General features: G+C 38.7%; 15 protein-coding genes. 6 read left to right on the forward strand and 9 right to left on the reverse strand.

Annotated features, from left to right (window positions below; genetic code table 11):
• Positions 1 to 161: 161 nt before the first annotated feature.
• Positions 162 to 1,337, forward strand: a complete 1,176-nt coding sequence (locus ACFE90_RS08120) for an AI-2E family transporter (protein ID WP_375499373.1) — start codon at positions 162 to 164, stop codon at positions 1,335 to 1,337.
• A gap of 221 nt (positions 1,338 to 1,558) precedes the next feature.
• Here ACFE90_RS08120 and ACFE90_RS08125 read toward each other — a convergent pair whose 3' ends face one another.
• Complete coding sequence (locus tag ACFE90_RS08125) at positions 1,559 to 2,890, reverse strand: serpin family protein (protein WP_375499375.1); 1,332 nt, start codon at positions 2,888 to 2,890, stop codon at positions 1,559 to 1,561.
• A gap of 434 nt (positions 2,891 to 3,324) precedes the next feature.
• Positions 3,325 to 4,920 (reverse strand): S8 family serine peptidase, encoded by a 1,596-nt coding sequence (locus tag ACFE90_RS08130; RefSeq protein ID WP_375499377.1) that lies wholly within the window; start codon positions 4,918 to 4,920, stop codon positions 3,325 to 3,327.
• A gap of 164 nt (positions 4,921 to 5,084) precedes the next feature.
• Between ACFE90_RS08130 and rpe the strand changes: the two genes are divergently transcribed.
• Entirely contained in the window at positions 5,085 to 5,792 is a 708-nt protein-coding gene (gene rpe / locus ACFE90_RS08135) for a ribulose-phosphate 3-epimerase (protein WP_273766505.1), read from the forward strand.
• 789 nt (positions 5,793 to 6,581) lie between these two features.
• Here rpe and ACFE90_RS08140 read toward each other — a convergent pair.
• Together ACFE90_RS08140 and ACFE90_RS08145 are read right to left on the reverse strand one after the other, a co-directional pair.
• The gene (locus ACFE90_RS08140; RefSeq protein WP_375499439.1) at positions 6,582 to 6,917 is read right to left on the reverse strand and encodes a HetP family heterocyst commitment protein; all 336 of its coding nucleotides are present in this window, start codon (positions 6,915 to 6,917) and stop codon (positions 6,582 to 6,584) included.
• A gap of 2,171 nt (positions 6,918 to 9,088) precedes the next feature.
• Positions 9,089 to 11,515: a GH116 family glycosyl hydrolase gene (locus tag ACFE90_RS08145; protein ID WP_375499379.1), complete on the reverse strand. Its 2,427-nt coding sequence runs from the start codon at positions 11,513 to 11,515 to the stop codon at positions 9,089 to 9,091.
• 145 nt (positions 11,516 to 11,660) lie between these two features.
• On the opposite strand from ACFE90_RS08145, the gene ACFE90_RS08150 reads away from it, so the two are divergent.
• Positions 11,661 to 12,422 carry a DNA polymerase beta superfamily protein gene (locus ACFE90_RS08150; protein ID WP_375499381.1) on the forward strand — a complete coding sequence of 254 codons (762 nt, stop codon included), beginning with the start codon at positions 11,661 to 11,663 and terminating at the stop codon, positions 12,420 to 12,422.
• Positions 12,423 to 12,474: 52 nt separating this feature from the next.
• Here the strand turns inward: ACFE90_RS08150 and ACFE90_RS08155 are convergent, their stop codons facing one another.
• Entirely contained in the window at positions 12,475 to 12,855 is a 381-nt protein-coding gene (locus ACFE90_RS08155) for a DUF423 domain-containing protein (RefSeq protein WP_375499383.1), read from the reverse strand.
• Positions 12,856 to 12,955: 100 nt separating this feature from the next.
• Positions 12,956 to 13,441 (reverse strand): hypothetical protein, encoded by a 486-nt coding sequence (locus tag ACFE90_RS08160; protein ID WP_375499385.1) that lies wholly within the window; start codon positions 13,439 to 13,441, stop codon positions 12,956 to 12,958.
• Between the two features lie 377 nt (positions 13,442 to 13,818).
• On the opposite strand from ACFE90_RS08160, the gene ACFE90_RS08165 reads away from it, so the two are divergent.
• From ACFE90_RS08165 to ACFE90_RS08175, 3 genes are all read left to right on the forward strand, one after another.
• A complete protein-coding gene (locus tag ACFE90_RS08165) occupies positions 13,819 to 15,117 on the forward strand; it encodes an AAA family ATPase (protein WP_375499387.1) in 1,299 nt (432 codons plus the stop codon).
• A gap of 25 nt (positions 15,118 to 15,142) precedes the next feature.
• On the forward strand, positions 15,143 to 18,163 hold the full coding sequence (locus tag ACFE90_RS08170; RefSeq protein WP_375499389.1) for an ABC transporter substrate-binding protein: 3,021 nt from the start codon (positions 15,143 to 15,145) through the stop codon (positions 18,161 to 18,163).
• Between the two features lie 139 nt (positions 18,164 to 18,302).
• Complete coding sequence (locus tag ACFE90_RS08175; protein WP_375499391.1) at positions 18,303 to 19,775, forward strand: AAA-like domain-containing protein; 1,473 nt, start codon at positions 18,303 to 18,305, stop codon at positions 19,773 to 19,775.
• 52 nt (positions 19,776 to 19,827) lie between these two features.
• On the opposite strand, the gene bchM is transcribed toward ACFE90_RS08175, so the two are convergent.
• The 3 genes from bchM to ACFE90_RS08190 form a co-directional block, all read right to left on the reverse strand.
• Entirely contained in the window at positions 19,828 to 20,514 is a 687-nt protein-coding gene (bchM, locus tag ACFE90_RS08180; RefSeq protein WP_375499393.1) for a magnesium protoporphyrin IX methyltransferase, read from the reverse strand.
• 152 nt (positions 20,515 to 20,666) lie between these two features.
• The gene (locus ACFE90_RS08185) at positions 20,667 to 21,041 is read right to left on the reverse strand and encodes a DUF4288 domain-containing protein (protein WP_375499395.1); all 375 of its coding nucleotides are present in this window, start codon (positions 21,039 to 21,041) and stop codon (positions 20,667 to 20,669) included.
• 16 nt (positions 21,042 to 21,057) lie between these two features.
• Complete coding sequence (locus ACFE90_RS08190; protein ID WP_375499397.1) at positions 21,058 to 21,693, reverse strand: NACHT domain-containing protein; 636 nt, start codon at positions 21,691 to 21,693, stop codon at positions 21,058 to 21,060.
• Positions 21,694 to 21,699 lie beyond the last annotated feature (6 nt).

The raw sequence follows: 21,699 nt of genomic DNA on the forward strand, positions 1-21,699 counted from the left end.
CTTCTTCCCCCAGTCCCCAGTCCCCATTCTCTTTCGGTTTAAAATTTTCCATTTGGGTTAGTCTAACTCCTAAACTAGAAGGATGAATAAGACTCATATAGTTAGAGATAATAATCTGTAAAGAAAGATTTCATTTAGTTTTATCCAGCAATCAGCTTAAAATGCAGACACGCAAGCTACTCGACTGGTGGCAAACATTCACACCAATAGCGCGAATCGGCGCGATCGCGTTATTCCTTCCGCTACTAGTTCTTAATGGTTGGGCACTTTCGGTATTTTTTAATTATTTCCATTCTCTCATAGTCATTTTAGTCGGAGCCTCAGTGCTAGCTTTTCTGCTCAACTACCCCGTGAGCTGGATGGAGCATCATGGTGCTAGGCGAGAGCAAGTCGCTATTTTAGTATTTCTCTTGGCTTTATCGATTTTATTAGCCTTGGGTGTGACACTTTTTCCATTGGCCCTTACCCAAGCTCAACAACTGGTGGCTCGTTTACCAGAGTTGATCGACTCTGGACGCTCTCAGTTAATGATATTAAACGAAAAAGCTGAGACTTATGGTTTACCGATTAACCTCGATGCTCTGGTAGTGCAAATCAATGATCGCGTCAAGGGACAATTGCAAGCGATCGCTGGACAAGTTTTAAATCTGGCAGTTGTTACAGTTACTAGCCTGCTAGATATTCTCTTGACGATGGTTTTGACTTTCTACCTTTTGCAGCATGGAGGTGAACTCTGGGAAAGTTTAGTAGAATGGTTACCCTCTAAATTTCGCGATCCTTTTTCCAAAACAGTCCGCCTGAGCTTCCAAAATTTCTTCATCACCCAGTTGATTTTATCTACCTGTATGGCATCAGCCCTGATTCCTACCTTTTTGTGGCTGAAAGTGCCATTTGGTTTACTATTTGGTCTAACTATTGGTTTGATGGCTCTCGTCCCCTTTGGCGGTTCTGTAGGTATCGCCCTGACTACACTATTGGTAGCACTGCAAGATTTTTCAATGGGTGTGAGAGTCTTGATAGCAGCAGTAATTGTACAGCAAATTCTCGAAAACTTAATTGCCCCCCGAATTTTAGGCAGCTTTACTGGTTTAAATCCAGTTTGGATTTTAATTTCAGTCTTGACAGGGGCAAGAATTGGCGGACTCTTGGGTGTAATTGTGGCAGTACCCACAGCGGTTGTAATTAAGACTGCTTTAAGCGCCTTGCGTCCTGGGAGCCTAAGCAGCGAGACAGACGAGTGCGCCACTGAGGAGATAACTGTACCTATTGCAGCAAACCAATCCTCGAAAGCTGACGCTAACAACACATTAAGTATTTCTGAAGCGACATTACCTTAAGGAGGCAGAAGTCAGAAGGGATTCAAGACTTCATTTTTTGAATAGTTGATACCAGGATTCCTTGAAACCTATCAAAGAGAAGGAGATAGGAGAAAACCTCTGCCATGAAGGGAAGAGGTTTGAGCAATGACGTATCTTTTCTCGGGCTGTGAATCTCGAAAAGAATGTTTCTAACTTTTTGCCTACAATTCGGCTTAGTTTGTACCTTTCTTCATGCTTCCTCATTGTGGGTCAATGATGGAACCCGTAAACAAAACCCTTCCCGTCTGATTATCCCTAATGGCACAGAAGAAAGGACGATCAACAATCATTCGGAATGGTTCTGGTTCTTCTCTCAAAGCTGTTGCGACTATTCCCACTGAAGTAGCCGCAGCCGCTTCGGTACCTTCTTCGTTCACTTCGACAAAAGTTTTATGCTTAACTTCGCTGATGGCAAAATTTTTACCCATGCCTGAAAAATTGGCTTTGTTGCTGAAAGCCTCCTCCATACCTAAAGCTTTTAAGGCATCGTTGAGAGTAACATCATACTCACTTTTAAAGCGGGGTAAGCGAATAAACCCTTTTTGTTTGCTGAACTGAGTCATCCATTTATCCCAGTTCTCAACATTCAAGTTTTGATAGAAGGCTTTCAGGTTAGAGTTTTGTTTCGGCAGGAAAATATAAAAGCTGAATTTACCATCTTTGCCGTAAGGTAAACTAACCGCTTGAAACTGTTTGCTTTCATAATATCTATAGTCACCATCTTGTGACATCATCGGGTGTTGTTTTGGCTTGCCAGATGTGGTATAAAAAGGGTATTGAGCAGTTTGACTTTTATCAAATTCTTGGCTCCATTTTCCTTTAAAATAGATGGCATTAATTAAAAACAATACCTGACTTGGATCAATTTTTTCAATTATCTTATCAATTTTGCCATTAGTATTATCTTTTACCCAGTTATTGATAATACTAGGTGTTGCGCGATCTTGAAAATTTAGATTGCTGACCTTAGCTTTATAGAAATACTGTATTCTTTGGAGAAAGTCTGGCTGAAAGCTAAAATTTTGATTTGCCCAAAGTGAGTTAGCAATATTCAGTTGTACTTTCGGATCAGAATTGTCTAAAAGCTGCTTTAATGCCGCCGCGTAAGAAGAGTTGATTTCTGCTAGATTCAGCCCCTGTAATTCCAGGGTTTTTGCGATCGCTAGTTGAGTCGTGCCGCTAGCGCCGTTGTAGGTCATAGCTAAAGCGATCGCAACACTCGAAGGTGAGATAAAAACATTCTTCTGATCTCGATCCTTTTTCAGAACTTCTGAAAAGAGTTTGAAGCCAAACTTATTGCTAGACTCAACAAGTTTGGTATCAGTCTTGAGTGTTTTTTTTTGCAATGGAGTTTCTGGTTGAAGTAAACCAGATTGGGCAAGGACACTTTTATTACTATCGACTTGAGAATACCCTAATACACTGCATAAAACAACACTTGCGGCTGTCATAGCATAGCGTCTGCCCAGGCTAACGCCGTAACGTCTTTGCATGAAATTTTCTCTCATACTACTATATTTCTGCGGATTCATTTTACCACCTCACTTGCGAAAGATTCCCGAACTGTGACCATGGGTGACGCAGACACTGTGTCAATGATTAACTATTGCATTTGCTCCAATAGAAAAATGGGACTGTTACAGAAACTGTAACAGCAAGTTATTAACTCAGAGGAATTAAACACAACTTATTAAAGTTGCTAATTCCTAATTGAGGCGGCGATACAGACGAATTATAAAAATCTCGATTCTTAGGAATTTTCCTATTTATCTATAAAAGTATTGTAAACTACTTAACCACGAAATAACCAGCGCTCTTGATTTTTAAAGATAAAATCAAGCTTTTTAGTTCACGAAATACCAAACTTTTGTAGAGATACACGGCTGTGCTACCCTACAGAGGAGTGTTATTTAAATAAATGAAAAACGCTCTAAGTTGACACAGATAAAAGTTGTGATACCCTATTTCAATTGATAGGTACACTCCACCAAGCTAAACTATAGGGTTGAGTCACTTCATTTAACTTTTGACGAAACTGGACGCGAATTTTATAATTGCCAGCAGCAGCAACAGGGCAGAAAATATGTTCTACACTATCGATTTGGCTGATTGAGGAGCAAACAGCACCAGCATCTGAATTTTGAGCATTAGCTTTTACTAAGTACAGGTCAAGATTATTCAAACCGCGATCGCGGAAATTTTCGCCTAAGTCATATTGCTGGTTTTTATTTTTATCGTTGAGTTCTACCAATCGATCCCAACTCAGAGTAACAGCAACAAAACTCCCCTGTTTTAACGGTTTTGCTAATATATAGTCAACAGACGCTCCAGCATTGACTGTGCGATAATCCCAACCAATGGCAGGTACAGTTGTTGATGGCTGCCATTGACCACTACTAAGTTGCTGATAAGCGCGAAATACATTTAAATGACCCGCTCCCATTTGGGCATCCAAAGGAATTTTTGGATCTTTATAAGCATCAGAATCTAGCCAACTTTGATTTTGTTTATCAATTAGCGTCCGGCTCATTCCCAACAGCAAGCCATCACCGCTATCTTGGATTTTGTCTGCTGAATTCAGCAATACAGCTTTTATTACTTGATGATGGCGAGCATCAATGCTCCAATGTGGTTGTTTTGTCCGTATCTGTCGGTCAGCAAATTCTTGCAACAGAGCAACACTAGCCGTAACTTGAGGCGCTGCAAAACTAGTACCTGTAACCTTGTTCACTTTGCCATCTGGATTGAGCAAAGGAATGTTATTCCCAGGAGCAACTAAACTGATAGCACGACGGTCATCAAGATTAAATTCCTTTCCAGCTAGCCTTCCGCTCACTCCTTGGTTAGCACCCGCCAGATTAGCCACATCTACTTTGTTAAAAACTCCCCCTCGGCGAGATGAAAAAGCCACGTTTATTCCGTTAAAGTTATCTGTAGGAATAGGAATACCCCCCTTACCTTGATTGCCTGCGATCGCATACAAAACATCATGAACGCGACTAGACCAGTCAACACATAAAGTTAGTAAAGCATTACCATCTAAAGTAGCCTCTGGTCTAGGATCGCGGGTCAGAGGTTCACCAAAGCTAAAGTTAATGGCACGGACATCGCCACCATTTTGTAGGGCTACGTACTGGGCTGATAAGCACTCTTCTGGCTGACCCATAGTTTTAGTGGAACCCACCGCAGATGAATACAGTCGCGCTCCTGGAGCAACTCCCGGCAAAGCCTTGTCTTGGCTCACCATCATCCCAGCAACATTATAAGCGTGGGGGTCAACACCACTATTTGATTTAGCTGGCCCATTGCGTAAGAAGACTCCCGCTAAAGAAATGGCACGGTTTTTAGACACCGCCTTATCCCACCCAAACATTCCAGGTCGGCCAATTTCCACCTGACCAATAGCAATCTTGCGACCGATTAAATTATAAGGAGCTTGATGTAGCCTTAGAGCATCAATACCATTAGTTCCTAGAGCAGATTCTAAAGCCGAAGCAATTACCGGCGCACTCAGACAAGAAGCACTTAATCCCCAAATTATCCAGGTTAGTTTTTTAGTCATTTGTTATTAGTCATTAGTCATTAGTCATTGGTCAAGAGTTAGAAGTTATTATTCTCCCCCATTCCCTACTCCCCACTCCCAAAAAATCCGGGATCAAAGTTATGAGTCTTGCTCAATGTTTTGTTACAATGCGTACAGACGAGGACGCTTAAAACCCACTAGCCATGACCCAAAACCGATCTCAAAAGCCCATTGTAATTGCTCCATCTATTTTATCAGCCGATTTTAGTCGTCTGGGTGACGAAATTCGCGCCATAGACGCGGCTGGAGCAGATTGGATTCATGTTGATGTAATGGACGGTCGTTTTGTACCCAATATTACAATAGGCCCTCTGATTGTGGAGGCGATTCGTCCGATTACAACCAAGCCACTAGATGTCCACTTGATGATTGTGGAGCCAGAAAAGTATGTAGAGGATTTTGCTAAGGCAGGTGCAGATCATATCACCGTACACTGCGAGCATAATGCTTCCCCACACTTGCACCGCACCTTGGGGCAAATTAAAGAACTTGGTAAGAAAGCTGGAGTTGTACTTAATCCTGGTAGCCCTCTAGAGCTAATTGAATACGTTCTAGATTTGTGCGATTTAGTACTGATTATGAGCGTCAACCCTGGTTTTGGTGGTCAAAGCTTTATCCCTGGTGTATTACCCAAAATCCGCAAGCTGCGTCAAATGTGTGATGAACGCGGTCTTGACCCTTGGATTGAAGTGGATGGAGGACTCAAGGCAAATAATACCTGGCAAGTTTTGGAAGCGGGAGCTAATGCAGTTGTCGCAGGTTCAGCTGTATTTAACGCTAAGGATTATGCTGAGGCTATTACATCAATTCGCAATAGCAAGCGTCCTACCCCGGAATTAGCTAAGGTTTAATTCATTTTTGGATTAACCATTCTCTACAAAAAGTAGGGTGAGCAAATTGCTCACCCTATTTTTATTTACACATAAAAAACTGGAAGCTATTCAAATTTTGAACTTCCAGTTGTTTCTACATAAATTGAAAATTTAGAAAGCAGAGATAATCCAAGTTGGGAGGACTAGGACTACAATAGTCGAAAGAGAAGCGTATGACCTAATAGTTTTACCAGCCAGGACAACGATTTTACCGTAACTTTTCTGTTTCCGTTCCTGTTATTGGTGTTAAGCGTTTGCAATATTTAACTAAAGCAACACCAACCACAGGATAGAAATTTTTATTAGCATTACTCCCATCGTCTGCAGTCGATGAAAGCTGTGTAAAATTTAGATTGGGGGAATCCACCTCCCCAAATTCTCCTTGCTAAAACTTTCTCAGAAAAAGAACCACCAGTAGCAACGGTTGTATCGTTGGTCTTCCTTTATATAGGAGTTATTTACTCCATGAAATGCTGACTACTTTTGTAATCAGTTTGATTGATTTCATAGTCAGAACTAATCATTGATTTTATTTATTAAAATTAACCTGTTTGCCGCCAATCACCTCTGTTTTGGTTTAAGTTGTAGTTGTTATTAGTTTACCAATATCATCAGTACATATTTGCCATTTTGGCACATTTCTGCAAAAAAATATTAAATTAATCACTGTTATAGAAAACATACCATGCTAAAAATTTTAAATTAGCATAGTAGGCTCTCAGACACTCAATCAACTTTAAGACAGAATCTGTGGATTCCAAATTGTTTTTAATTCACTCCACAGCGTTTCAAGGAAATATCTTGGCTACCTTCTGGTTTTTGCTTTCCAACTACCTCAAGATAAGCAGGTCTTGAATCTTTCAGCATTTTTATATTTTCACTTTGCTGTTGTTTTGTTCTATTGGTTTGAGAATTTTCTTTGAGCAAGCGATTGTAGGTACGGTACGGAATGTAATGGAGAGGATTATAACCAGCAAAACGTAGCATTAAAACACATGCCCAGGAGTATTTTCCAGCAATAATTGCTTCAACTACTTTGTCAAATTGTTGAGCCTTGACTGTTGTATCTAAGTTACTACTAATACCAGCAATGTCTTGATTCATCATAGTGTTTAGTTATCTTGAATGAAGTAAACTAGTTAAATTTCTGCGATTGTTAGTGTTTCAATTGAGGGTTACAAACTGCACTAACCTTTTTGTAGCTGTTGAATCGCTTTCAGGAAATTCTCAGCAATTTGGCGGTGTTGGATGTTGACGAAGGATAAAATCTATCAATCAACAGACGCGTACATAATTTTCCCAAACTCTGATTGGCTCTCGTAGCTTTGAATGGTAAAGATACAGGCTGAAACTTCTCTGCTGTTTAAGCTTTACCTTGGCGCTATTGAGCAGAGTTTTAGTAATTTTGGCTGATAACTCCCCTAGTAAACTAGTTGTGGCAAGAGCTAGCTTGTAGTAGGGATACAAATTATATAGATTCATTCCTGAACTATCCCCTTGGCTTGAGGTTTCGACTGCATTTGACCTGATGATTTTTTTCATGACTAACGTTTGATTAAAAACAATCAAGTTTTTAATCAAGTTTGTTGGCTGCTCAGTCCTAACTATCCAGATTCCCTCTGATGAATTGAGGAAACTGTGCTTATAGCTTGTTAGGAAGTGAAAGGTAAAAATTTATCTTTTGTCTTCTCATCTAACTGGTAGGACAAAAGTCTCGGCGTAGCTCTTGGTAGATGCAGTTTTGTTCTCTGAAACTTTCTCAACTCCTAGTTCAATAAACTTTATCTGTTAAAACGCCTGTATTTCTTACTACTGCTTAATTAAGCATTTTCCGGCAAATTTCCATATTTTTTTGAGTAGTGGGAAAAATTTATTTATCTTTGAGCTTTAACGATGCCATTCGTATTTATACTATTTTTTGTCGTTAATGTCATCTACTAATTTAGTAGATTTTAAGCTAAATTTACTGAATGTATTTAGACACGTACTTGCGTCTTGTGCAACTTTTAATTTTGTCCTCCTTTGCTAATTCATGAGGGGTGTGACCCCCCATACAATCTCAATTTAAACCATTTATTATTGTCGAGTCCTTAGAAAATACTACCATTAACTATAATGTAAAACAACTTATAAAAATAGTAAAATCCAAACAATAAAAAACGTTCGCAGCCCTAGCATTGAACATATTTTTTTAATAAGTTCGATAAGATAATTATATTTGTTATCCCTATATAGCAATCCGGAATCATTCATGAGAAAATACCGAGATAAAAATCCTTATTTTACAAGGATTACAGCCTTTTTTTATTCTTGCGTCTCATTTAGGACTGATATATTCTTTGATTTCCAAAAAATACAGCTTCAGCTTATATAAATAAAATTACTGTAAACTGATCGTGAATTATTTCATGATTATCAGTTAGTAATGATAGATAGCCTAGTTTAAAAAAATACTGATCAGTGGGGATAAAGATAGGTTGTTTTAATCATGATCAATTTAAATCAAGCCAAATATTTATAGCAAAATGCTTTTACTAAAAAATATGTAACAGATTAAGTAGATAAAATATTAGGAAAATTAGTGGTAGTGATAAAGTTAACTAACACATAAGGTTGTTAAGTTTATTCAACAGTAAATTTTATAGTAATTATAAATTTTTTTTAAAAATAAGTAGTCTTGTAGAGTGTGTTAACGGAACGCAATGCACCATTTTAAGATTTTGGTGAGTTCCGTTATTGCTAACACACCCTAGATAGATTTCAAAAATAAAATCTGAGTCCTATATGTATCTTAATCTTTAAAACTTTTATAGAGTTGAGATTACGGGTGCTGTGGCAGCTAGGCTAAATACTAGTAAAAACTACCAATTTTTATGAGTTTGCAATCAGTGCCTTGCTCAACAAGAATACCTTGGTCTAAAACAAAGATAAAGTCGGCATAGAGTAGTCTTGAATTCTCAATGCTTCAACTCTTACCATTACTGAAATTTTCCTTCGCTTCCGGAAACACTTGGAAAATACAATCACAAATTTAGACTTTGCTTTCTCAGATAAAGACCAATATGCTTGGGTTAAGGTTAAAACTCTTTGTCAAAGTCAATTTTTTTAACTAACCGCAGAGGCGCAGAGTACACAGAGAGAATAAGAAAATGCTTAACCCAAGCGTATTACGATAAAAGCTTGTTCTAGATTGGCTTTCACGTTGAGTTGACACGCATGATAGCTGTGCGCCTCTACGTTTATTGCATCAAGGCGAGAACCGCTTTGATTGCAAATCAATTAATAACTAAGTAAATTCCCCAAATTGCCATTGCTCGTAAGTAAGTGCTAGCGCGGAAAGTACCAGCTGCGGTAATAGCTTCAGGAGTGCGAAATTGCAGACCATTGTCATAAATTTGCTGCACCACAGCTTGCGTCAACTTAAACGCTTCATCTTTCATTCCCATCTGTACAAGAAAAGCCGCCAGCCCAAAGTTTATCCCTGTCCAAACTTCTAGGGGATGAGTAGCTTTGGGGTTTTCTGGTGAACCGTCAGGACGAACACCATTAGCAGCACCAAACTCACCATTACAGAATTTCAAAAAGCACGCCTCATAAACAGTTTTTAGGGCAGAGAGAGCGCGATCGCTCGGTACAATATCAGGTAAGTCCAGCAGACGAGCGTAAAATTGTCCGCATAATTGATCTGCCATCACCACATCAGAACCACTTTCACTATCAAGTTTGTAATATTGCCCATTCCAGAGTTTTTCTTGGTAAATAGGAAGAGATTGTTGTAACCAAGTTTCATAAGTGGACTTTTGCGCCGCTAACTCTGCTGTGTCACCTGTCTGGTAAGTTAATAAAATATCGCTAATTGCGATCGCAGCCTCTAGCGCCGCTAACCATAACCCTCCACAATAGGCGCTGACACCCTGTAACCGCCAATCATCAAAGGTTTGGTCAGGCGCACCAGAATTTTCAGGAATCCCATCGCCATCAATGTCAAAAGTTTTCAGGTAGTCCAGGGTTTGAACGATCGCATCCCAGCAATCTGCCAGGAATTCTACATCATCAGCACCCGTGAGCAGAAAATCACGGTATACTTGCAAGACAAAATCACTACTCAAATCTTTCCACAAATTGCAGTCTTGATAGCTGGTGTAGTTGGTTTTCTCCCAAACGTGTTCATTCGGTGCGCCTAAATCGTGGGGTGTCGCACCTGCAACTTTGCGAACAGCGATCGGGCTTTCTGCCTTAATTGTCATGTAATAGCCAATTATCCGGGGTGTATCATCACCTTGAGGAATCGCCCTTGCAAATGCCCTGATCACCGACTTTTCTAGTTCTGGAAACAGCATCAGTAGGGCAAAAGAGCCGTATAATCGCACATCTAGACTTTCATACCAACGGTAATCTAGGCATTCCAGCACCGCAAACTGACCGATGGGGTCAAGTTCTGATGCTGTACTCCAGAGAGTACCGCCGCTAGTGAGGTCATAAAGCTCATTAAATAAAGCCATTTTAAACCAGTTGGGTAAATCTTCCTGGTCGAGAATGGGTTTTTGCCAAGTTTGAATTTGCGATCGCCAGGTTTGGTATTCTTGTAGGGCAGTCGATGCGATCGCCCAGGCGTTGTTTCCGCTTTTACCAAAAAAGTCTGTATATCTGCGATAATAGTTGACTCCGGCGGCAAATTCTGTGATCGGCAAATCCCAAGCAAGGACAAAGGGGATTTCGAGAGTTTCGCCTGGTTGGAGAGTAAAACGGAGTGCGATGCCTGCGGCCGGCGTAGCCATCGCAGCCCCTAATTGTGTATTCTCTGTTGCTGTCGTATCTAGATAATTAGGCAAAGAACCATCTTTAGCAAAGCTTTGCCACACCTCATTACCCGCTCCTTCAGAATTCCATCGGCTGTGGTGAAATACTTCCACCTGGGGATGCTTCAGCGTCGCAATACACCAAGTTCCGTCACCTTCTTGCAAAGGTTTATCACTATTAACCCGACCTAAAACACAACCAAACTGTTGTGTATTTTCAACTATCTGGTTATAGTTTCCTTGACTTTCGCACCAGCGTGGTTGGTATTCGTAAACCGGACTACCATCATCGCGCACCCGCACTTCGGGAGATTTGAGGGCATTTGTAAACCAGCCCACCATATTTTGCCAAGTCAGCATGATGCCCAGAGTAATGGGTGCATCTGTTGGGTTGTGGGCATTCCAGAGGAATATTGCCACAGGGTAACTAGTTTCTTGGTAATTACCTGCCCAGATTGGGGAGAACTGCTCACAAGTCAACTGTGCTTGAAATACATTTTCATACACAAACCAGCTACGTGGATATAGTGCGTGATAATTACCTGTCCCCTCTGTACCGGGAGTTGTTGGATACCATTGCCAAGCTTTGAGAGTGCCATCATCGGGCGCTTGCGTAGACAAAGCGTAGGCTTGAGAAGATGTGCTATTGGATTCAAACACACTGAATTGACAAGCGGGAACGTTTTTGAAGGTATGTTCACCGCCATCGATGTGCCACAGATTAAAATCTCCCCGTGAAGAACGACCGATGCAACCTGCACCAAAGCCACCCAAAGGCATACCATGCCAAGGGCCATCATCGATATTACTTGCGTAGCGAACGGTATAAGGTTTGTCCCAGCCTAAGCCGATGGGACGGCTCCAGGTGCAAGAGGGAATTTTCAAAGAGAGTTGATTTGTCATCGCCTAATGTTACAGCGTACAGTTACGTCCATGAAGACTAGCGCGATGTGTGATTTTTCTCAAGAGCCTAGTTTTGTTGAAGCCTTGAAAAAAGAAGATGCTCTAAAGAAACAGGCGTACGGAGTAAGCAAGTAAACTGTATATTATGAATATTCCACCTTCAATTAACACAATTATTCGGCAACAGCCTTACCCGCTTTTATTCGCCATCATCAGTGGTTCCCACTTATATGGTTTTCCATCACCTGATTCTGATTATGACTTGCGTGGTGTGCATATTTTACCAGTTAGAGAAGTGGTGGGATTAGAGACTGGGAATGAAACTATTGAATTTTCAGAAGTTCGGGAATCTTTGGAAATTGATTTAGTAACTCACGATGTAAAAAATTTCTTTTTGAGTAGCATCAAAAAGAATGGTTACGTATTAGAACAACTGTATTCACCTTTAATATTAGCTAGTTCACCCGAACATGAAGAGTTAAAATTTATTGCTAAAAATTGCATTACCCGTCACCATAGTTACCACTATCTTGGTTTTGCTGCAACACAATGGAAACTTTTTAATAAAGAAGAGACGCATCGTATCAAACCATTACTTTATGTTTATCGAGTTCTATTGACTGGAATTCATCTGATGCAAACAGGCATAATTGAAGTTAATTTAATTAAGCTGAATGAGTTTTTTAATTTACCATATATTCCTGATTTAATTGCCCACAAATTAGGAGGTGCAGAAAAGTCTATTTTGTCAGATATTAATGTAGCTTTTCATCAAATAGAATATGAACGTCTGCGTAATAAGTTGCAGGAGGCATATCAGTCTAGTCCATTACCCGAAGTACCTTCAGCGAATACGGATTTGCATAATTTGTTGGTACGCCTGAGAACGAGGAACTATGAATTATGAGTTTTTCACTCATAATTCATAACTTTGTTTGTAAGAAAATATTTTTGTTACTTTACAACTTCAAAGTCCAAGCAGCAAAAGCTAAAGTACCCCAACCAGCAAGAAATGCTGCGCCGCCTAGTGGTGCGATCGCTCCTAAAGATTTAATACCGGTTAAGCTAAGAGCGTACAAGCTACCTGAGAAAATAGCAATGCCAATGATAAACAGCCATCCACTAGCTATGAGAGTGGGTTGAGGAAATTCGGTGCGACTAATTAGTAGTGCTACGAGAAAAAGTGCCAGAGCATGATACATTTGGTAACGAGCGCCAGTTTCAAAAATTTCTAGCGATCGCTCACTAATTTTTTCCCGCAACGCATGGGAAGCAAAAGCACCAGCAGCAACTGACAAACCGCCTAAAATGGCAGCTACGCTCAAAAAAATCTGCGTCATTAGACTTAGCCGTAAGTTAATTATTAGTCATTAGTCATTGGTCCTTGGTCATTAGTCATTAGTTAATAACAAAGGACAAATAACAAAGGACAAATGACAATTAGACATCAAAATGATATGATACAGCCCCTTCTTCGTTCACTTTAAAGTTTGCATTGAAGTCTTTAGCTTTTTCATCTAAATATTGCCTAGCATGGGCTGCGGGTAATTGTGACTGCATGGCAAAGCCTAATACAGTTATGCGCCCATGATTTTCTTGTAGCATTTTATAAAAAATCGATTGCAGGCGATCGCTAATTTGTTGATTAAGAGCTTTTTTCTCCTGTCGGCTTTGACGGTATAATCCCAACGCTAACCATGTGCCCAATGTTAGGGTAGGAATGCCAAAAATTAGACGTTCTACTGTAGTATCATCAATTACAGGGGTATTTGTTTGTGAGAACTCAATCGAACCATCCCAAGCTAAGGGTAGCGTGATTGATTTTTCCATAGTCGTTTTATTAAATACCTCTGCTGCTGATAGAGTTACAAACATGAATCCCATTGTCAGTAGCCAAGCTGCGGCCAATTTTTCAGCAGTTTTCATAGTTCCACTTCAGATTTACACTTTGCTAGCGATTTTAACCTTACTTTCGCAAAGCTTCAAATATATCAATTTACTCTCAGCGACAGTTTTTTAGCTTTTGCGCCAAACTTTTTTGCCTACCTTGCTTGAAGAAACAGGGTTCTTGACGCGTAAAACATACCCAGCAATCATGTAATATTTTAATATACTTACTTTCCTATAAAAATTCGACGTTACACAATTTTAGAGTGGTTGTGGGACGGGCATTTTGCGTGTCCAATAATTAAAAGATGGGTAAACGCCCATTCTACAAAACCATCAATATCGCCATCCTGCAAATATACAAGACTAAAAAATCAACGTCAAATATCATACAACATACAACTAAGGAAATCGGAATGTATCCAAACTCACAAAATCCTTTCGTTGTTGGAACTCCCATTGTCCCAGAAAGATTCGTAGGGAGAAACTCTCTCATAGCAGCAGCCTTTGATCAGATCCATCATCGCAGTCACTTGGCAGTATGGGGCGGATTGGGAACAGGAAAAACTTCCTTTTTGGTGAAACTGGCTTCTCCTGATACTTGGAAACAGCATGGACTAGATTCATCGATAGCAGTAATAGTGCGCTTTAGTTGCGAGGAAGTTGAGCCTTTTACTCCCTCCGGCTTTTGGAAAAAATTACTTAGCTTACTGAAGGATAATCTGGATACTGAACCAGAATTGCAAGCTAAGATCAATACTCTTATAACAGAGAGTCGAGCATCTAGAGATAGTCTGCGTCAGCTATTAGGAGAACTTGCTCAAAGAGGAAAATTCTTAGTATTGCTGGTAGATGACTACGATGTGGCTCTTACTCAAAGCCAGGAATACTCACAAGAGAATGTGCAACAATTCTTGAGTGAATGCCGTAACTTGGCTGTTTACTCAGAACCAAAACGGAATCTCTCAATCATTGTCACTTCTAAAAAACGCCTCAATGATCTTGGGCCACGTCTTAATCCTAATGCTTCACCGTGGTATAACCATTATTTATTTCGACAAATTAAACCATTTGATCACACGGAAATAGAACAACTACTGCAACCATTTAATAAACCAATCACAACAGAATTACGGCAAGCAATAGAAGAAATTGCTGGGGGACACCCATCTCTGCTACAAATTGCTAGTTTTTTGGTATATCAAGAGTTACGCAATAATACATCGCCCCAGGTAGAAGAATTTGTTAGGGAATTTGAAAGTAGTACTCAACAGTTTTTTGATAGTACTTGGCAAAGGTGTAATAATAAAGACCAAAATTTATTGATGTTGATGGCTTTGGCAAAATTGAGAGGTCGTCTGGAAAAAAGACGATATGACTTAAAAGATGTTGACCTAATTTTTACCCAAAGCGAACGAAATTTGACCAACCTAGAGGAACAGGGTGTCATTAAACGTACAGCTAACAACGGCGATATTTCTTATTTATTTACTTCATCATTGATGGAAAAATGGGTAATTCAAGAAATTTGGAATTCTGATGAAGATTCATTGAAAAAAAGGCAGAAAGAATTTCTCAATCTCATGAGTCATCAGCAAGCTGAGAACATGAAAAATGCCATTGTTTGGGTAGGAAATCATAGAAAAGATGTTATATCATCTCTAAAATTTATTTATCCTATAGTCGAAAAAATAATTAGTTTTTTTGTAGTTTAGTGAAAGTAATAGCCGAAAAAATCATATGGAAGATCGCAGAAGAAACCCTTATATTATCGGTACTCCAGTTGAAATACCAGAAAAACTTTTTGGGAGAGAAACTATATTTAAAGACATAGAAGATAGTTTGCAACAGAATGCACAATTTATCTTACTATACGGTCAGCGACGTATAGGTAAATCTTCTGTTTTAAAAAATATTCCTCTTGTTGTATCTCAAGATGAATTTTTCTTCGTGCATTGCGATTTGCAAACTCATATTCATGCAAGTTTAGGTGAAATTTTGTATGCGATATTTAATGATATTTTTAGACTTCTTAACCTAGATATAACTAAACTAAATATTTTATTAAGTATAGATGTAGATATTCGTGCAATTATCAACAATAGAGTACTACCGCTAGTTTACGATGCACTAGACAATAAAAAGCTGAAAAAGCTGGTGTTGTTGTTAGATGAGTTTGATGTTGTAACTCAAAACGATACAGAACAAGCTTCAGAATTTTTACGTTTTTTAGAAAATTTAGTTAGGCGACATGAAGAATTATTTGTGATTGCGGTAGTTGGGCGATATCTCAATGCTAACCCAGATTTGCTGCAATCAAATGCGCTGCAATCATTGAGAGTTGCACCATTTCGCGTAATAGGTTTATTAGATAATAAAAGCGCAGAACGCCTGATTATTGAGCCTGCTAATAATGCTTTGAAATATCAATCAAGAGCGATAGAAGAAATTATTAAATATTCATCAGGGCATCCCTTTTATACACAAATATTGTGTTATGAAATCTTCAATCTAGCAATGCGTGAAGGTTATTCAGTAGTTATACCTGCCTTTGTGAGTGATGTATTAGACGAGGCAATCGAGAGCGCTGAAGGTGGATTAGGTGGGCTTTGGGATGGGCTGAGTATTTCCGAAAAAGTAGTGATTTCAGCAGTTGCTGAAGCTCAAAAACAAAATAAATTAGAAGATCCTTTAAAGCTACTTGAAGCCTATGGATTTGTACTAACTGATTCTTTAGAAGAAGCTATTCAACTACTAATTAATAAAGGGTTTTTAGATAATAATCCTATCAAATTAAAAGTAGAGTTAGTCCGTCACTGGATATTGAAGCGTCATCAAATAAGGGATGAAATATGGAGTTTAGAAACACTGGAGACAGAAAATGTTGAGTCGGTGTTGAATTTAGCTCGTCGTTTTTGGCAAGAAAGTAAACAGGAAAATGCATTAAGTTTTTACGAACAAGTTTTGCAGCTAAATCCCAATCATTTCAGCACTGTAGTGGAGTTAGCAGAAAAATACTTGCAGGTTAAAAAGTTTGACAAAGCTTTAGAACTTTACGAGCGAGCCTATAAAGTAGATCCGGTAAGCTATCAACAAGAACTTATACGAGCTTTAGATCAATATGGACATCGGTTAATAACTGATAGGAATTTTACGAAAGCGAAACAGCAGTACGAAAAAATTTTACTGATTGAACCTACAAGTAGTTTAGCTCAACAAAAACTACTAGAAATCAAAGCTTTTCAAGCTAAGAGAAAAAACATTGCCGCCGATATGCTGAGGCAAGTTGTGAGATTACCAATTTCACAGTTATCAATTTCACTGGTAATCTTAGCGTTGGTTGGTGTTACTGGAAGTCTATCTTTTAGTCATCTATTCAATACTTGTCCAGTAGGACAAGAAAAATATTTAGGTATTATCTGTAGAAAGATTGCTGTTGATCCAGTTGATAGTAAGGTTAGAATTAGTAGAGGCGATCGCACTTTATTTCCAGGCATACAAAATAGCGATCGCGACCAAGGTATTGACAGCTTTAACAATAAGAATTACATAGATGCTGAAAAATACTTTAAACAAGCTGTTAAGACTAATCTTAATGACCCTGAGGTACTAATTTATCAAAATAATGCTCGTGCCATTAAACAAGGTAATCCTTTAACTTTGGCAACTGTAGTACCTGCAACAAACAGAACTGATCTTGCTCAAGAAATTTTACGTGGCATAGCACAAGCACAAAATCAGTTTAATGAACAAGGCGGATTAAACGGTCGATTACTAGAAATTATAATTGCTGACGATGCCAACCAAGAAAATACAGCAAAAGTCGTAGCTGAAGAACTAGTAAAACAAAAATCAATACTAGGAGTTATAGGACACAGTTCTAGCCATGTTACTAAAGCAGCGTTAAACATATATGAAGCAGCTAATTTAGCTGTTATCTCACCCACTAGTAGTAGCACAACCTTACAAAGCCCAGTCTTCTTTAGAACCGTTGATTCAGATGAAGAAACTGGTAAAGATTTAGCTGAATATGCCTTGAAACTTAAATTAAAAAAAGCAGTAATTTTCTGTAATCCGAATGACCCATACAGTAACAGTATAAGAGAAGAGTTTAGAAATCAGTTTGAAAGAGTTAATGGTCAAATAGCTGGTAAACCATGTATTAACTTAGCTGATCCAAGCTTCAATGAATACAAAATCAAGAGTCTGCTCGATCAATATCAACCACAGGCAATGTTATTGTTTCCAGATACGCAGCATCTGCCAGCGGCAATTACAATTGCTAAAGCTCACAAGGAATGGCTCGAGATGCAAATACCACAACAAAAACAAGAAGTCAAATTGTTAGGAGGTGCTTCTCTTTATAGCAATCAAATTTTAGAAGAAGGTGGTGATGCTGTAGAAGGTTTGGTTGTAGCTGTACCTTGGTTTCGCGACGCACCAAAATCAAAGAGCTTTGCACAAAAAGCTGAAAACCAATGGAAAGCTCCGATTAGTTGGAACACTGCAACTAGCTTTGACGCTACCCAGGTTTTTATTGAGTCTTTCAAACAATCTTCGCATCTATCTAAGGCAACAATTTTGGGCAGTTTACCAAATGTTAGGGTTTTATCAAATAACACATCTGGCGAAAAGCTTATGTTTGACAAAAATAGTAGAGAAATAAAAAGAAAATATATAATGATTATAGTAAAAAGTGGAAAGTTTGTTGTTCTAACGGAACCAAATTTGGAAAAAATTAACAATACTAATGTCAAGTAGCCAATCACCATGAGTAATGATCGAGGTTGTGGGTAATAACGAAGAACCAAATTTTATTTCTTTTGTTGTGCTGCAACAGCTTATAGATATCTAGCTAAAAAATTACAGGCTGCTCAGTAGACTTATCGCAGATATTATTATGATCCCATTACAGTCTCAAAGAAATCCTTACATCATCGGTCGTCCCATTAGTGAACCGGAAATATTTTTTGGGCGACAGCAGCAGTTGTCGTTCATTGAGGAAAATCTGAGACAAGGCGAGAAAGTCATATTAATGCATGGTCAAAGACGTATAGGTAAGTCATCTCTACTTCATAATATTTCTAAATTTGTCAAAGTAGATAAGTCTGCTTTTGTTAGCTTTGATTTAGAATATCATAGCCAAGAAAACTTAGAAAACCTCTTAGAAAATTTAGCAGAAACTATTGTCGAACAATTAAAAATAGCTCCAAATAAAGTAGCAATACCAAAAGCCAAAGACATACAAGAACAAAAGGAGATTTTTTGCACTAATTTTTTACCCCAAATTCAGGAACATCTAAAAGATACTAATTTGGTATTACTATTAGATGAATTTGATGCTTTAAGCAATAACCATATAGGTGTAGAGCTTGAATCACTATTCAAACAGTTAAAAAATATTGTTTATAAAAATAAAAGATTATTTATAATTATATTTGCTGGAAGAAAACCAGCAGATATATCAAATTTACTAAAAATATTTCCCAAAGTACCTATTGCAGAAGTTGGGTTACTGGATAACGAAAGTATTAAGCAGTTAATTATCGAACCTGTTGCAGATTCTTTAAAATACGAACCAAAGGCCATAGAAGCAATTACCGATTTATCAGCAGGACATCCCTATTTTATTCAAATTTTATGTTTTGCAATTTTCAGTCGAGCTAGGGAACTAGAAAAATGGGAAGTTTCTGAAGAAGATGTAGAAATGATTATAGATAGGGCGGTTGAGCTTGCCGAAGCTGGTTTTGCATGGTATTGGGAAGCTTTATCTGTACCAGAGAAAGTAGTTTTTTCGGCGGTGGCTGAGGCGCAAAAAATAGCTATAGAAAAAAAAGACCAACAGCTAGAGAAAAACCCGTTGATGTTACTTCAAAGTCATGATGATGTATTGTCAAGAGATTTGCAGAAAAAATTAACTAAAGAACTAGCATCAAAGGGCTTTTTAAATGAGCAAGGCAGTAAAGTTAAAATAGAATTAGTCCGGCGTTGGTTACTACAACGTCACCCGTTATGGCACGAAATTAGGGAATTAGAGAAATTAAATAAACAAGAAATTAAATATACCTATGAAAGCCTTAATCAAATACCTCAAACTAGCCAGAATCAAAAGCAAAGTACTCTGATTCAAAGTAGTGCTTTGAATCAGCATCCCCAGAAGTCTGAACAAGACCTATCCTTTGTTAAAGCTTCAAAGAAGAAATTTTATCTGAATAAAACGGAAATGTGGTTAGTTGCTTTCACTATTCTCTTGGGAACAGCTGCGATCGCCTCCTTTGTAATAATGTATTATTATGCAGAGCGGAACAACGATTATTTAGAGAAAAAACAAAGTTTGATGCCAACTGCAATATCTACCGTATCTCAGGTTTGAGATTTTCAAATCGCAGCAAAGGTATAATATTTCTCTTGCTGCGATTCTCAATTTACTTACGTGTAGCTTCAAGTAGGCGGGAAAAATAGAAACGCGTCTTCGTCATCGCTTTTCGTTGCAATGAAAAGCCATTACTTTCTAAAATTTTCACCACATCAGCCTCACGATGCAAATATGCACGAGTCGCTTTACTTGGCCCAGGAAAGAAACTGCCAATTTTCTTGAGTATACTAAGGGCGCAAGTCTTCGGCGCAAAACTGAGAATTATCCGCGACTGTGCCAAAGAACAGAGGTGAGAAATCATCTCATCCGCTTTTTCTTGGGGGTAATGGATGAGAACATCTAAGCAAATGACGGTATGGTAACTACCACTTAACGATTCCAAATCTTGCACGGCAAAAGTGGGATTTTCAGCATTTGGCAAGGTTTGCTTGGCTCTATCCTTGCCTTCTTCTACCATTTTCTCAGAAATATCGGTGGCATAGACTTTGGCACCATCTACCGCTAGGGGGATGCTGAGACTACCGACACCACACCCAGCATCGCAGATTGATAGCTCTGGTAAATTGTTATCAGCCTTCAGCCAGCCGAGAACTGTATCCACGGTTTGCTGGTGTCCATTGCGGATGTCTAGTTGGACTTTGTTGACTTCGCCATCGCCGTAGATTCGCTTCCAACGGTCAAACCCTGTGGAATTGAAATACTCGCGAACAATCGTTTTATCGTCGGCTACGTTCATAAACTTTGATTTTTAGGGGTTCCCAATGCTTAAAATTATCATTGATAGGAACCCATAAAAACGGTCTTCCAGATTTTTATAGATATAAAGTAAAAATACTTGCGATCGCTTTTGGGTCAGTGATGGGAATCGACAAGAGCGATCGCATGGTTTTATAACTCTTCTCTGAATTGCTCTTGAGATAATAATGGCTCAAATGATTGGTAAGCTTCATAGTTCCGAAAATGTCGAGCATATAAATCAACAATATCCTCAGAGGAATCAAAGTCATCATACAAAACTGAATTCACATCTACCACTTGTTGCAAAGACCAAGTAATAGTTTCTCCATTCTCATTTGTATAGCTGACACTTTCATTTTTACCATGATTCAAAGCCTTTGCTTTTGCTTCTTCTAAAGAATCGGCTTTAATCAAAACAAAGCTTTCTTGGTACAAAGGTTGATAATCATGTTGAGCTGAAGATGATTTATAGAGAATTATAGCAATGTAGAAGGATTCTGCTTTATTTGCACTTTCAGTTTTCATCTCATGTTCTCCACAGCTACTTTTTAAATATATTATCATTCAATAATTTCCAAGCTTTTTTACCACTAGCAGATTTGTTTATCTTGATATCTTCTAAATAATAGTTCAGAAACTCGCTGGGAAACTCCCGCCTAATCGATGCTTTGCAACACACACTAATAAAAGTCTCTGGTTTTACAGCTTTCTCCTTAAACCAGTTATTGGCAAAGTTGGAAATTTGGTCATCGTCAAAATCAGCAACTTCCACCTCTGTGAACTTCTCAAAGGTATACTCCCGTGCTGCAATCCGGCAGGTCATGACAAACTGATTGTTTAGGAAACGGTCAGAAAACTCACGAATTTCTTTTAAGATGCGATCGCTATCCTCTTCTCTAACCTCATCCAACCCATCAAGTAAAACTAATGCCTTGCCATAAGTTATTACATCTCGAATAGAAGAGATAGGATTTATAGGTTCTTCGGTGATGTATTCTAGCAATCTGGGTTTGTTTTCAGCTTCCGCAAAGTTTTTGAGGGTAACAAAAATCGGTACACGTTCAGCCTGATACTCACCTGCAAGACACTGAATTGCTAAATACTTCAAGAATGTGGTTTTGCCTGCACCTGGCTTTCCCAAAATCATTAGCTTGGAATATTTCTCAACCGCTTCCAATCCTAT

Source organism: uncultured Nostoc sp., from assembly GCF_964245445.1.
Classification (GTDB): Bacteria; Cyanobacteriota; Cyanobacteriia; order Cyanobacteriales; family Nostocaceae; genus Nostoc.